A 13,290-nucleotide genomic window follows, 5' to 3' on the forward strand; every position below is an offset into this window, starting at 1 on the left:
AAGTAAAAAAGCCTTGATAGTCACATATAGAAATCAATATTTTGAATAAGAAAGGAATTAAAAGTGATGAGATAAATCTTCGCCATACTGCTCTAATTCAGATCTTAATCCACGCCAACCAAATTGATTAATAAGGTGTTGCCAAGGGAGATCCCATTTCGCCGTTAAATTAAGCGGTTGCAATGTGATTGGATGAATTAAGTTTAGATGGCTTGCATGTAACATCAAGCGATGAGATTGAAAATGATTTACAACACCACGATTTTGACGTAAATCACCATGTGCAGTATCGCCGATAATTGGGTGACGAATGTGAGACATATGGCGACGTAATTGATGCTTACGACCTGTTTCAGGACGCAATTCTAATAAACTAAATCGAGATGTAGGATAGCGCCCAATCGCAACCTCTTTTTCAACGGTTGCTAATGGCTGGCAATGTGTTACACATTCTTGAATTTGTGGTGGTTGAGTTGCAAATTTGTCTGCAATTTTATCTAACTCTTCCACTAAAGGACTATCAATCACTAACGCTTCTTCAACATACCCTCTGACAACGGCATGGTAAATTTTTTCTGTCTTATGTTGTTCAAAAGATTGAGAAAGAGCCCTAGCAACATCTGAAGAGAGTGCCATTAATAGAACACCAGACGTAGGTCTATCTAAACGGTGTACAGGAAAAACATGTTGCCCTATTTGATCTCTCAGTGTTTGCATCACAAACACCGTTTCATGTCTATCGAGCCAACTACGGTGAACAAGCCAGCCCGCAGGTTTATTCACCGCAACAAGATATTCATCTTGATAAATAATATCTAGCATTGTCAGCCTTATGATTTAAACATTGCGTCAAGTTCACGCAGATGATTAAGTAAATCAGTAAAGTCGCGACTTTCATCATCTTTGAATACTTCTTCGTAATAAGGCGCGATTGCAAATGAATTAGGTAATGGCATCTCATTTTCAATCATTGATGACAATCGTGGAATCAATACCCACTGTAACCATTCATGAGCACTCATTGTATCAATACAAAAAGGTTCAATACTTTCAAATGCTTGCTCAGTTGGTGATCCTAATTGCCATAGCTCAATGTTCTTCATCTCTTTTTCGATTAAGAGCAATTTCGCTAAAATACGTTGTTCTGCTGTCATCATGTGTTCCTTATATAAAACTTACGAATAAGGATAACATTGGGATGGAATAACAGAAAACAAATAAAAAAATAAAAGGAGCCGAAACTCCTTTTAGACAAGAAAAATAGCTGTCTGTACAACACATGCATCCAAGCAAGACCGTTTTATCTATCCCTGTGATTAAGTCTGTATCCACATTAATGGAAATATCCTATTTCCTGTGCCCTTGATTACTTTACATTATATCGGTCACCAAGCAGTCCTTTAGTTGGTGAACGTAGAATGCCAATAATTGATTAGTTAAACAACCCACAAAATAAAAGCAATTAAATAGAAATAACCATAAATAAAAACAATAGGTTATTAAGTTATTGCTCTACTTAAATAAATCAAATTTACTCTTATACAAGGACCCATTATCTAAAAAAACAGACTCTTTTTTTGTAAGATATGTCTCACACAAAGAATAGTTTTAAGACTACATCATTCACTATACACCACGACTAATTCTGATAAAAAAACAGATAAATTTTCCGCTAAAACTTTTCTTTTCTTTTGACCAAAAGTTTCAAGAATAACTTCGCCAGAAACATTACATACAGAAATTATGTCGTTTTCTGAATCTGTTGTACCAATAAATAAAGTTGGCGTTAATTTCAGCCGCTTTTGTGTCACCAAATGCCCAATAATATTTTCTTGTAGGCGGATAAAATCTTCTTCGCTCCAAACTTGGATTAAGCTCAAGTGTGTATCTCTAAAGCGAACTTGCATATCTCCCGCATACTGAGTGGTAAAGTAATTATGTAATTCAGGGCGAATAATAATCCCCATCGCTTTTTCAACTTTTTCTAGTTTATCCGTTCCCACAAAAGGTTGAGGTAGCCAATAAACGACTTCATCACCTGTTCTTGAAATACAAACGGAAGGAACACCATAGAGATCTTCACTCGCAGGAGGTAAACCTGATTTTTCTTGCCATAACTCAACATATTTTTGGGTGAAGGCTTTTAATTCAGAGGAAATATTTTCAATCACGGTTATCAGCTTTATCTATTAAATAAAAATTAGCCTTTATGTTACCTGATTATGTTATTAATTCAGAGCATCAAAAATAAAGCATTCGTATACTATTGATGTTTCAATAGTATAATTAACCTTCTTTTATTTTCAGTTAAAGTTAGGATGTAAATTATGTCTTTATATCAAGGTGATAAATCTCTTGAAACATTATCTTTAGGCAAAAAGACTCAATATCATGATCACTATGATGCCGAATTATTACAAGGCGTTCCTCGTAGCCTAAACCGAGACTCACTTTCTTTAACTGCTGAAAATTTGCCATTTCATGGTGGTGATATTTGGACTATGTATGAACTCTCTTGGCTTAATAGCAAAGGGTTACCACAAGTTGCAATTGGTCATGTTGAATTAGATGCAAAGACGGAAAACCTCATTGAATCTAAAAGCTTTAAACTATATCTCAACAGTTTTAACCAAACTCGCTTTGAAAGCTGGGATATCGTTGAAAAAACCTTACTTAAAGATTTAACCTCTTGTGCTAAAGGTAAAGTGAATCTAGCTATTTACCCACTTTCGCATTTTACATCACAACCTATTGTTGATTTTGCTGGAGAGTGTATTGATGAACAAGACATTGAAATCGATAATTATCAGTTTGATGCACAATGGTTAAACGGATCGACAACCGATACACTGGTTGAAGAGACTCTAGTCAGTCATCTGTTAAAATCAAACTGCCTTATTACCAATCAACCAGATTGGGGATCTGTCGCTATCCAATATAAAGGCAAAAAAATTGATCGTGAAAAATTACTACGTTATTTAGTCTCATTTAGGCAACATAATGAATTTCATGAACAATGTGTTGAGCGAATTTTTCACGACATCATGCAATTTTGTGCGCCAGAAACATTAACTGTTTATGCAAGATATACGCGACGTGGTGGATTAGATATCAATCCTTGGCGTAGTAATTGTGAGTTTGTTCCAAAAGTCAGTCGATTAGCCAGACAATAATAGGAATAATGCCTGTATGTTAATATGATCTGTGTTATACCAAGATCAGTTGCACTTCAGTTTGTTATTTCAGGAGAAAAAGGAGTCCTACGTGATAACTCATGTCAGCCCATTAGGTTCCATGGATCTGCTTTCACAGCTAGAAGTTGATATGCTAAAGAGAACCGCAAGCAGTGATCTTTACCAACTGTTTCGTAATTGTTCTCTTGCTGTCCTCAACTCTGGTAGCCTTACTGATAGTAGTAAAGAACTGTTATCTAAATACCAAGATTTTGATATTAACGTACTGCGCCGTGAACGTGGCGTTAAATTAGAGTTAGTCAATCCTCCTGAAGACGCTTTTGTTGATGGAAAAATTATTCGTTCACTGCAAGCTAACTTATTTGCTGTACTTCGTGACATTTTGTTTGTTCATGGACAAATCACAACAGCCAAACGTGACCTGCACCTTAATTTAGAAAATAGCACTCATATCACTAACACTATTTTCTCTATTTTGCGTAATGCTAGGGCCCTTCATATCGATGAAGATCCTAATATGATTGTGTGCTGGGGTGGCCACTCTATCAATGAAACTGAGTATCTTTATGGCCGAAAAGTGGGTAACGAATTAGGGCTACGAGAACTTAATATTTGTACAGGTTGTGGTCCAGGCGCGATGGAAGCACCAATGAAAGGTGCTGCAGTCGGCCATGCTCAACAACGATATAAAAATAGCCGTTTCATTGGTATGACAGAACCATCTATCATTGCAGCTGAGCCACCAAATCCATTAGTTAACGAACTCATTATTATGCCAGATATTGAAAAACGTCTGGAATCCTTTGTTCGTATTGGACATGGTATTATTATTTTCCCTGGTGGTGTGGGAACTGCCGAAGAATTACTGTATCTACTTGGTATTCTTATGTCTCCAGAAAACCAAGATCAAGTATTACCACTGATTTTAACTGGCCCGAAAGAGAGTGCTGATTACTTTAATGTACTCGATGATTTTATCGCAAATACATTAGGTGATGAGGCTCGACGCCATTACCAAATTATTATTGATGATGCGCCTGAAGTGGCTCGCATTATGAAAAAATATATGCCTTTGGTAAAAGATAATCGTCGTAGTACAGGGGATGCTTATAGCTTTAACTGGTCAATGAAGATCAATGCTGATTTACAACTTCCTTTTGAACCAACACATGAAAATATGGCATCACTTAACCTAAGCACCGATCAATCACCTGAAAAATTAGCAGCTGACTTACGTCGCGCATTCTCTGGTATTGTGGCGGGTAACGTAAAAGAAGTGGGTATGAAAGCAATTGAAGCTTACGGCCCTTATAAAATCCATGGTGATCGTGAAATTATGCGTCGGATGGATATTTTATTAGCGGGCTTTGTTGAGCAACATCGCATGAAACTTCCGGGTGGTACAGCTTACCAACCATGCTATGAGATTATCAGCTAATTTATGATGGTACATTTGCTGATTATTGATGCTTTAAACCTGATCCGCCGCATTCATGCGGCGTCAGGTTCTTCTTGCCTAACAGTGTGTGAACAGAGCGTCAACCAACTGCTTGGTCACACCCAACCTACTCATGCCGTAGCGGTCTTTGATGAAGATGACAGAGACGGTAGTTGGCGACATCAACTCTTACCTGATTATAAAGCAGGTCGCACACCAATGCCTGATGACCTGCGTCAACAATTGCCAGAAATTAAAGCAATGTTACTCAATTTAGGAATACAAAGCTGGCACTCTGGCGGTGATGAAGCGGATGATGTTGCTGCAACATTGGCAACAAAAGTGGCGAGTGCGGGTTTTCGAGTCACTATTATTTCAACCGATAAAGGGTATTGTCAGTTACTTTCACCCTCTATTCGTATACGCGATTATTTTCAACGACGTTGGTTAGATTTAGAATTTATCAGAGCAGAATTTAGTGTCGAACCATCTCAGCTTACTGATTATTGGGGATTAACAGGCGTAAGCAGCAGTAAGGTTGCAGGCGTTCCTGGTATTGGACCTAAAAGTGCCACCGAGCTTTTACAAATTCACCCAGATCTAGAATCGCTCTATCAACATATTGATGATGTTCCTACTAAATGGCAAAACAAACTTATTACCCATAAAGAGTCTGCATTTATTAGTCGGACAATCACAACATTACGCACTGATATTCAATTAAACGGTAATCTGCAACAGTTACGTTTAAAATAGCCAAGCTTTCAATCATTAAAACTCAGCAAGATAATATCTTTGAGTAACAAGATCCTATTAAAAAGGCTAAGCATCTATTTATAAGCTTAGCCTTTTATTATCATGTACTTTGAACGTTTTTAGAACTCACGATCTGGTCGGTAAGCAGCCCAGATATTTTGAATATGAACAGTTATTTCTTCTCTATCATGATAAAGGTGCTTAGCTTGGATCTTAACGTTGATCCCTTTTTCTGCTAACTCTGTCTTTATTTTTTCAAGAATATGAGAAACTTCTTCATAACGCTTTTTCATTGGTAGTTTTAGGTTAAAAATCGCTTCACGGCACCATTCATTAGCAACCCATGTTGTCATTAGCGCAGCCACTTTAGCTGGTTTTTCAACCATATCGCAGACAAGCCATGTGATATTTTTAGAGGTAGGTTCGAATTTAAAACCATCAACTTGGTGATGTCGAACTTGCCCTGTATCCATTAAAGATTGTGCCATTGGACCATTATCGACTGCATGTACCATCATACTGCGTTTCACTAATTGATAAGTCCAACCACCAGGACAGGCTCCTAAGTCAACAGCTTTCATTCCGCTTGCTAAACGCTCTTCCCACTCTTCATAAGGAATGAAGATATGGAATGCTTCTTCAAGTTTCAGCGTAGAACGACTTGGTGCATCTGAGGGGAATTTTAATCGGGGAATACCCATATAGAATGCGGAATTATTAAAGCTATAAGAATAACCAACATAACAACATCCCGGTGCAATGAAAAACACATGGATAATAGGACGGCTAAAATTCTCTACTTTCAGCAAAATTTTTTCATTACGTAAATGATTACGTAATGGCACCGTAAATTTACGGCAAAATTTTAATAGCTCTTTACTTTCGTTAGTATCAGCAACTTCAACTCGAAGTTCACCCGCTTTTTCAACAGCACCTTTTAGCATTCCAACAATAGGTGTAATTCTATCTTCTGGCGGTAAATCTTTAAGTAATTCACCTGTCACAAACATCTGACGAGCAAAAATTAACTCACGGAAATTTACTTCACGTGCAATTTTGTCTGCTTCACCTTCTTGGTAGCATTCAAAAATCACATAGCCACTTCCCTCTTTAACACGAGGAAAACCATAAACGCCTATTTGACCTGCTTTATCCGTAATCTCAGCCGCGCACTCTTTTTCAAAACCTTGGCGACAATATAATGCAACTTTATTCATGGCGAGACGCCGGTGCCCTTAGACGCAAAGCGCCAATAAAAATTAAAGTCCAACCAATAAGAAAACTAAACCCACCAATTGGCGTAAAATAAGATAACAATCTAACTTGTGTTAGCGCCATACAATAAAGGCTACCACTGAAAAGTAGAATACCAACACTAAAGAAAATACCTGCCCAATAAAACCATAAGATGGTTTTTCGCATTAATATTGCTGCGATCCCGACAAGTATCAAGGTATGTACAATCTGGTAACGCATCGCTAACTGGATGTATTCCCAATGTTGTGGCGATAAATGAGGTGCTAGCTTATGTGTTGCAAATGCACCAAAAGCGACATAAAAAAAGCCACTAATCGCGGAAAACATAAGCAATGTACGACTATTCACTGTTTATTCCTTCCTAATTTAGAAGATATTTTGCCAATCATAATATTAAGATGATGTCAGTAAACCCAGCTTTTCTTGTTCATTCGCTGCTTGTGATAAAATCCATTGGCGAAAAGCCGCAATTTTACCCAATTCAGCCTGACTATCTTGGCAAACTAAATAAAATGCATTTTTACTGACAAGGACATCTGGAAAAGGTCTAACTAGCCGACCTGATTCTATTTCACTACGTGCCATGACATTATTAACTAATGCAACACCTTGCCCATGTACAGCGGCCTGGATCACCATTGAACTATGACTAAAAATGGGGCCTTGCTGCACATTGATCTGATTTTGTATCTCTAATTGGCGAACATAAGCTTGCCAGTCTCGACGAGATGTATCATGTAGTAGCGTATGATAAATCAGATCTGATGGGGTTTTTAGTGGTTTTTCACCTGTAAGTAAAGATGGCGCACAAACAGGAATTAAATATTCAGCATAAAGACGGTCTGTCCGTAGCCCTGTCCAGTTTCCTCGACCATAAAAAATTGCCACATCAACGTCATCAGCAAGCTTATCCTCTTCTCTATCAACAGCCTGAATTCGTACATCAATCCCCGGATAAGCTTGATTAAATCCAGATAACCTAGGTACAAGCCATTGAATCGCAAAACTTGGAGAAAGGCTAACAGTCAGTGCACCTTTCGCGCTTCTCGCTAATAATTTGCGAGTTGCCTCGTTAATTGATGAAAAAATTTCCTTGATATCGAGATAATAACTTTGCCCTTCTTCAGTCAATAAAAGCGAGCGATTACGTCTTCTAAATAATTTTAGCCCAAGGAATTCTTCTAGTGTTTTAATTTGATGGCTCACTGCTGCTTGCGTCACAAATAATTCTTCAGCAGCTTTAGTAAAACTTAAATGACGTGCAGCTGAATCAAAAACCCTAAGCGCATTTAATGGTGGTAAACGTTTAGACATATTCGGCTCTTAAACCCCTATTTTGGCTATTAGTAGACCCTAACTTTCATCATTAGTTTTTTTTATGCGAAGCATTATAATTTGTCCCTTGATGATTAGCCAGTAAATACCTATAGTAAGCGCACTTCCTAAGCCGGAACGAAAAGTTGTGTAGTAGTAATACTGCAAAACTTTTGGCTTTGTGGTTGTGATGTTGTGTTTGCAAGTTGTCTGGAAATTCCAGACTTAGTAGCTGATGCTACTGTTTTTTTTCACTTCCTGTACATTTACCCTGTCTGTCCATAGTGATTTTATAGTGCACCGCCAAGGCGGTGCTTTTTTTATTCCCTATTTTTATCTAGCTTTTCATCCTCTATACACTCACTTTCGATGTTTTCATCTTTTTTTTACAATAAATTTATTGTCAATGTTCTGAAAAATGCATCATATTCTCTTTAAAATGATTAAATTAAAGAAAAAATACATAATAAATCTGCTATCTGTGATTTTTTATTGAGTGAACTTTCGCCATCTTTGTTGTGTTATTATGGGCGCACTATCATGCTATAAACGGATGTTCTTAGTTTTTCATTATAAATAAATATAATTAACCGTATAATCTATACGCCCTATTTTTACTACAAATTACGAAACGTTATTCATCTACTAACACAACATAATTATGAACGTATTTTCCCCTGAATTATTTCGACAACAATTTCCTGCTCTTGAAGCAAACACAGTTTATCTTGATAGCGCAGCTACGGCATTAAAGCCTCTTGCGATGATAGAAGCCTCAGATAATTTTTATCGCCACAATTTTGCAACGGTTCATCGTAGCCAATATCAACACGCTAAAGAAACCACACAACAGTTTGAAGCGACTCGTCAACAAGTTGCCAAATTAATTAATAGTGCTGATAGTGATACTATTATTTGGACAAAAGGCACCACAGAATCACTCAACTTGATTGCTCAAGGCTATTTTCGCCCACGCTTACAAGCAGGTGATGAAATAATAGTGAGTGAACAAGAGCATCATGCCAACCTTATTCCTTGGTTAATGCTGGCACAACAGACTGGTGCACGGGTGATCCCTTGGGCTATTGAAGATGATTTATTGCCTTCAATTGAGGATCTAAATCGCTTGATCAATGAGCGAACTCGTATTGTGGCAATTAGCCAAATGTCGAATGTAACAGGTGCTCAAATCGCATTAGATAAAGTGTCTCAATGTGTTCACCAATATCATAATTGCTTATTGGTTGTTGATGGTGCACAAGGTATCGCACACCACTCAACGGATGTGAGCGCACTTGATATTGATTTTTATGTTTTCTCCGCGCACAAGCTTTATGGCCCTAATGGATTAGGTATTTGTTATGGTAAACGTGAGCTTTTAGACGAGATGGCACCTTGGCATGGTGGGGGGAAAATGCTAACAAATGCAACCTTTAATAGTTTTACACCTGCCGCTATTCCTCACTGTTTTGAAGCCGGAACACCTAATGTTGCGGGTGTTATCGCTTTCTCAGCAACATTAGCATGGCTAGAAACACAAGATATGTCTCAGGCTAACCAATATACATTGGAGCTTGCTGATGAAGCTGAAAGGCGCCTACGTGAGTTAGATGGATTTATCAGCTATCGCGCACCAAACTCATCCGTCATCTCTTTTAATTTTGCAGGTATCCACCATAGTGATTTAGCAACATTAATCACAGAGAAAGGCATAGCATTACGTACAGGACAACATTGTGCACAGCCTCTTATTGATTCATTAAATATTTCAGGCTGTTTACGTATTTCTTTTATGCCTTATAATCAACCTGCTGATATTGATACTTTTATTAATGCCATTAATTTTGCTTTAACACTCTTAAAAGACGAATAATCATAATGAACAACACACATCATCTCACCACGCAACACCCTTTTGGTCATGAAATTACCTTAGAGGTATTGCTTAATGATTTTCAAAAATCAAAAGCATGGGAAGATAAATATCGTCAATTAATTCAGCTCTCACGAAAATTGCCCACATTACCTGATGCATTAAAAACAACAGAAAAAGAGATCAAGGGTTGTGAAAATAGAGTGTGGCTTGGTGTCGAGTTAAATAATAACGGCAAATACCATGTTTATGGCGATAGTGATGGTCGTATTGTAAAAGGCTTACTGACGATTATCTTAACAATAGTTGAAAATAAAACAGCACAAGAAATAGCTGATATCGATATATTAGCGATTTTCGATCAATTAGGATTGGCTAATCAAATTAGCCAATCTCGCACTGACGGAGTGAATGCGATTATCGCACGGCTAAAATCACTCACTTCTCAATCTTAGCCTTAACTTAGACTCAAAATCTCAATATATACTACAAATATATACTCTAAATCATTCGAAGTGCAGCTAGGCGATATGTGAATGAGTCGCTAGGAGCATACATCAGTATGTGACTAGTGCGAATGAACATAGTCAACAACGCTTCAACTTGAAATATGACAAGTACGTTGAGCCTTCGCTAACATCTTCTTCAACGCATGAGACACCGCAATAAAACCAAAAGAAGCGGTTACCATCGTTACTGCGCCAAATCCTGCTGAACAATCCATTCGCTTTACACCGTCAGCAGTACTTTTCGCTGCGCAAACTGTACCATCACCCTGTGGATAAACCAGTTGTTCAGTAGAAAAAACGCAGTCTATACCTAACTTACCTTTGCTATTTTTTACAACATTAAAATCAGATTTTAAACGTTCTCTTAATTTAGCTGCTAAAGGATCTTGAATTGTTTTTGCTAAATCAACCACTTGGATTTGGGTTGGATCAATTTGCCCACCAGCCCCTCCCGTTGTGATCACAGGAATTTTATAACGGCGACAATAGGCTAATAACGCAGCTTTTGGTCTAACACTATCAATCGCATCAATCACATAATCAAAATCGTTATTCATCATCTCAGCGACATTATCAACCGTGACAAAATCATCAATACTAGTGACATTACATTCTGGGTTGATTTCTAAAATACGCTGTTTCATAACGTCACATTTAGGCTGCCCCACATTTTCTTTTAATGCATGTATTTGCCTATTTGTATTAGTTACACAAACATCATCCATATCAATTAAGGTGATAGAACCAATACCACTGCGTGCCAGCGCTTCCGCAGCCCAACTGCCTACCCCACCTATACCCACGACACAAATATGAGCCTGTGCAAAATAAGACAACGCTTTTTGCCCATAAAGTCGCCCTATTCCAGAAAAGCGTTGTAAATATGAATCTGATAATGAATTTTGCATAATGCGATAACAACCTAAATAACAGAAATAATCATGGCTATTGATATCAATAGCCATGTCGTTTGCCTGATTTTACCGTTAATAATAACCTGATAAATAGTAAATCGTTTTATGACGAAGGATTTAGCAAGTTAAGTTGTGATTTTTTTAATACCCAAACACGTCCATAATGATTATAAAAACCTGCCATATGACCTGCATCTTTACCAATCCCATGATAAATATCGAAATGATGCCCTTTAATTGCGCCACCTACATCTAATGCCACCATCAAACGCATTTGATATTCACCTGTAAACTTACCTGAATTATCAAGCACAGGAATTTCAGCCAGTAATACAGTCCCCGCAGGAATAATACTTCTATCAGAAGCCACTGATGCAAGTGCAATTAATGGAATAGCACTTGCACCCCTTACTGGTGTAAAAGGCTCAGGTTTAAAAAAAACAAATGAAGGATTTTCTTCTAATAATTTTCTCACTTCAGTGTCGCTATGTTTATCAGCCCATTCTCTGATAGCAAGCATCGACATATCTTTTCTTTCTACTTCACCATTGTCGATTAGTACTTTACCTATACTTCGATAAGCATGCCCATTTTTCCCTGCATAACCGAAAAAGGTAAGTGGTTTTCCATCACCAAAATCAACGTAACCACTTCCCTGAACTTCCATCATGAAATTATCCATAATGGAATTACTATAAGCTGCAATTAAAGATTGGCTTAATGCACCATTATAGATAGCTGCACGTGAAGGGAGTTTCGAGCGACTATTGGCGGGCATTTTATAAAGAGGATATTGGAATTCACCTTGTCGTGTTAAACGAGCTTCAAGGACTGGCGTATAATAACCAGTAAATTGAACATTACCATAATTATCAACACCTTCCATTTGAAACGCAGAAAGATTAAATTGACGTAATTGGCGAGTATCAGCCCCTGAACGTAGCCAGTTTTCAACTGCTTGATAAGTCTCTTTGTTACTATTATACAAACGAGATGATGTTTGATTTATCTGATTAACTTGTTGCAGATAATCTGGGCCATTAATCGGTGTACCTTGTGTATTTGGCGAGCTGACTTCGATCAAGTCTTGTTTAAGTTTCCCATCTTTATATTGCTGACCTTGCTCTGTAGGACGATGACATCCTGTCAAGGCAAGCGCTAACATACCTAAAATTAACGATTTTCGCCAAGTAATCATTTTTTGCCCGCTTAATGACTAAATTTGAGTGTTGATTTTGAATTAAAAAGATACCAAAGCCAAATCAATAAAGATATGAATATGGATATACTGATAGTTAAGGTTTTCTATTATCCCCTAATCAATATGACTTTTAAACATTAAGTCACAACAAGTGGAAATAGAGAGAAACATAGATAAACGATGTGACTCCAATGAGTATAGTCAGCTCCTACAACTTTAAGCACCACGAGTATAACTGCCTAAAATTGCATCCTCATGTATTATTTCTGACCGTTTTTAAAAGAAAACGATAAAAATTTCATAAAAAACTTGCAACTCAGCAGATCCTGAGTATAGTGCCCCTCTGTGGAGACGCGGGGTGGAGCAGCTTGGTAGCTCGTCGGGCTCATAACCCGAAGGTCGTCAGTTCAAATCTGGCCCCCGCAACCAATTCACAATGCAGTAAGTTTATAGTATCAGTCGCGGGATGGAGCAGCATGGTAGCTCGTCGGGCTCATAACCCGAAGGTCGTTGGTTCAAATCCAGCTCCCGCAACCAATTCTATAAATAACAATTCAGTCGCGGGATGGAGCAGCATGGTAGCTCGTCGGGCTCATAACCCGAAGGTCGTTGGTTCAAATCCAGCTCCCGCAACCAATTTTTCTTCAAGATTTCCTCTCATTTTTACATTCTCTTTTAATTCAAAAAGCTGATCTTATCAATCATAGATTTACTACATCAATTTTCTTTTATTTCAATAACGTATTGGATAAATTTATTGTGCTGAAAATACAATAGAAATTCCAATAGAAAACACATGATTTTAGCTTTCTACTGGAATATAAAAAAGGGTAT

At 37.7% G+C, this 13,290-nt stretch carries 13 protein-coding genes and 3 tRNA genes; 8 read left to right on the forward strand and 8 right to left on the reverse strand.

Going from position 1 to position 13,290, the window contains the following annotated elements; genetic code table 11:
* Nucleotides 1–57: 57 nt before the first annotated feature.
* The 3 genes from truC to syd all read right to left on the reverse strand — a co-directional run bounded on the left by truC (nt 58) and on the right by syd (nt 2,171).
* Entirely contained in the window at nt 58–822 is a 765-nt protein-coding gene (gene truC, locus DK866_RS11890) for a tRNA pseudouridine(65) synthase TruC (RefSeq protein ID WP_109409072.1), read from the reverse strand.
* Between the two features lie 8 nt (nt 823–830).
* Nucleotides 831–1,154, reverse strand: a complete 324-nt coding sequence (locus tag DK866_RS11895) for a YqcC family protein (protein ID WP_109409073.1) — start codon at nt 1,152–1,154, stop codon at nt 831–833.
* A gap of 465 nt (nt 1,155–1,619) precedes the next feature.
* Entirely contained in the window at nt 1,620–2,171 is a 552-nt protein-coding gene (syd, locus tag DK866_RS11900; protein WP_167395485.1) for a SecY-interacting protein, read from the reverse strand.
* 156 nt (nt 2,172–2,327) lie between these two features.
* Between syd and queF the strand changes: the two genes are divergently transcribed.
* The 3 genes from queF to xni all read left to right on the forward strand — a co-directional run bounded on the left by queF (nt 2,328) and on the right by xni (nt 5,388).
* Nucleotides 2,328–3,173 (forward strand): NADPH-dependent 7-cyano-7-deazaguanine reductase QueF, encoded by an 846-nt coding sequence (gene queF, locus DK866_RS11905; RefSeq protein ID WP_109409074.1) that lies wholly within the window; start codon nt 2,328–2,330, stop codon nt 3,171–3,173.
* Nucleotides 3,174–3,264: 91 nt separating this feature from the next.
* Nucleotides 3,265–4,632: a nucleotide 5'-monophosphate nucleosidase PpnN gene (ppnN, locus tag DK866_RS11910; RefSeq protein WP_036913815.1), complete on the forward strand. Its 1,368-nt coding sequence runs from the start codon at nt 3,265–3,267 to the stop codon at nt 4,630–4,632.
* A 6-nt stretch (nt 4,633–4,638) separates the two neighbouring features.
* Nucleotides 4,639–5,388: a flap endonuclease Xni gene (gene xni, locus DK866_RS11915; RefSeq protein ID WP_109409174.1), complete on the forward strand. Its 750-nt coding sequence runs from the start codon at nt 4,639–4,641 to the stop codon at nt 5,386–5,388.
* 119 nt (nt 5,389–5,507) lie between these two features.
* Here the strand turns inward: xni and rlmM are convergent, their stop codons facing one another.
* The 3 genes from rlmM to DK866_RS11930 are packed head-to-tail and all read right to left on the reverse strand — an operon-like array spanning nt 5,508 to nt 7,959.
* Nucleotides 5,508–6,605 carry a 23S rRNA (cytidine(2498)-2'-O)-methyltransferase RlmM gene (gene rlmM, locus DK866_RS11920; protein WP_109409075.1) on the reverse strand — a complete coding sequence of 366 codons (1,098 nt, stop codon included), beginning with the start codon at nt 6,603–6,605 and terminating at the stop codon, nt 5,508–5,510.
* On the reverse strand, nt 6,598–6,993 hold the full coding sequence (locus DK866_RS11925; protein WP_109409076.1) for a DUF423 domain-containing protein: 396 nt from the start codon (nt 6,991–6,993) through the stop codon (nt 6,598–6,600). Before DK866_RS11925 ends, rlmM begins: the two co-directional genes overlap by 8 nt.
* A 45-nt stretch (nt 6,994–7,038) precedes the next feature.
* Nucleotides 7,039–7,959: a transcriptional regulator GcvA gene (locus DK866_RS11930; protein ID WP_023582728.1), complete on the reverse strand. Its 921-nt coding sequence runs from the start codon at nt 7,957–7,959 to the stop codon at nt 7,039–7,041.
* A gap of 661 nt (nt 7,960–8,620) precedes the next feature.
* Between DK866_RS11930 and csdA the strand changes: the two genes are divergently transcribed.
* Both csdA and csdE read left to right on the forward strand, forming a co-directional pair.
* Nucleotides 8,621–9,832, forward strand: coding sequence for a cysteine desulfurase CsdA (gene csdA, locus DK866_RS11940; protein ID WP_109409077.1), 1,212 nt, complete (start codon nt 8,621–8,623; stop codon nt 9,830–9,832).
* Between the two features lie 5 nt (nt 9,833–9,837).
* Nucleotides 9,838–10,287 carry a cysteine desulfurase sulfur acceptor subunit CsdE gene (gene csdE / locus DK866_RS11945; protein ID WP_109409078.1) on the forward strand — a complete coding sequence of 150 codons (450 nt, stop codon included), beginning with the start codon at nt 9,838–9,840 and terminating at the stop codon, nt 10,285–10,287.
* Nucleotides 10,288–10,430: 143 nt separating this feature from the next.
* Here csdE and tcdA read toward each other — a convergent pair whose 3' ends face one another.
* Nucleotides 10,431–11,249: a tRNA cyclic N6-threonylcarbamoyladenosine(37) synthase TcdA gene (gene tcdA, locus DK866_RS11950; RefSeq protein WP_109409175.1), complete on the reverse strand. Its 819-nt coding sequence runs from the start codon at nt 11,247–11,249 to the stop codon at nt 10,431–10,433.
* Nucleotides 11,250–11,358: 109 nt separating this feature from the next.
* Nucleotides 11,359–12,453, reverse strand: a complete 1,095-nt coding sequence (mltA, locus tag DK866_RS11955; protein ID WP_109409079.1) for a murein transglycosylase A — start codon at nt 12,451–12,453, stop codon at nt 11,359–11,361.
* 355 nt (nt 12,454–12,808) lie between these two features.
* Here mltA and DK866_RS11960 point away from each other — a divergent pair.
* From DK866_RS11960 to DK866_RS11970, 3 genes are all read left to right on the forward strand, one after another.
* Nucleotides 12,809–12,885, forward strand: a tRNA-Met gene (locus tag DK866_RS11960).
* 31 nt (nt 12,886–12,916) lie between these two features.
* Nucleotides 12,917–12,993 (forward strand) — tRNA-Met (locus DK866_RS11965).
* Nucleotides 12,994–13,015: 22 nt separating this feature from the next.
* Nucleotides 13,016–13,092 (forward strand) — tRNA-Met (locus tag DK866_RS11970).
* The last annotated feature ends 198 nt before the right edge of the window (nt 13,093–13,290 follow it).

Origin of the sequence: Proteus genomosp. 4 str. ATCC 51469 (genome assembly GCF_003144375.1) — a bacterium.
Taxonomy (GTDB): domain Bacteria; phylum Pseudomonadota; class Gammaproteobacteria; order Enterobacterales; family Enterobacteriaceae; genus Proteus.

What these genes read in the sequence shown, in the direction of transcription:
- truC (WP_109409072.1), bottom strand. Translation starts at nt 822, where the DNA reads ATGCTAGATATTATTTATCAAGATGAATATCTTGTTGCGGTGAATAAA.
- DK866_RS11895 (WP_109409073.1), bottom strand. Translation starts at nt 1,154, where the DNA reads ATGACAGCAGAACAACGTATTTTAGCGAAATTGCTCTTAATCGAAAAA.
- queF (WP_109409074.1), top strand. Translation starts at nt 2,328, where the DNA reads ATGTCTTTATATCAAGGTGATAAATCTCTTGAAACATTATCTTTAGGC.
- xni (WP_109409174.1), top strand. Translation starts at nt 4,639, where the DNA reads ATGGTACATTTGCTGATTATTGATGCTTTAAACCTGATCCGCCGCATT.
- rlmM (WP_109409075.1), bottom strand. Translation starts at nt 6,605, where the DNA reads ATGAATAAAGTTGCATTATATTGTCGCCAAGGTTTTGAAAAAGAGTGC.
- DK866_RS11930 (WP_023582728.1), bottom strand. Translation starts at nt 7,959, where the DNA reads ATGTCTAAACGTTTACCACCATTAAATGCGCTTAGGGTTTTTGATTCA.
- csdA (WP_109409077.1), top strand. Translation starts at nt 8,621, where the DNA reads ATGAACGTATTTTCCCCTGAATTATTTCGACAACAATTTCCTGCTCTT.
- csdE (WP_109409078.1), top strand. Translation starts at nt 9,838, where the DNA reads ATGAACAACACACATCATCTCACCACGCAACACCCTTTTGGTCATGAA.
- tcdA (WP_109409175.1), bottom strand. Translation starts at nt 11,249, where the DNA reads ATGCAAAATTCATTATCAGATTCATATTTACAACGCTTTTCTGGAATA.
- mltA (WP_109409079.1), bottom strand. Translation starts at nt 12,453, where the DNA reads ATGATTACTTGGCGAAAATCGTTAATTTTAGGTATGTTAGCGCTTGCC.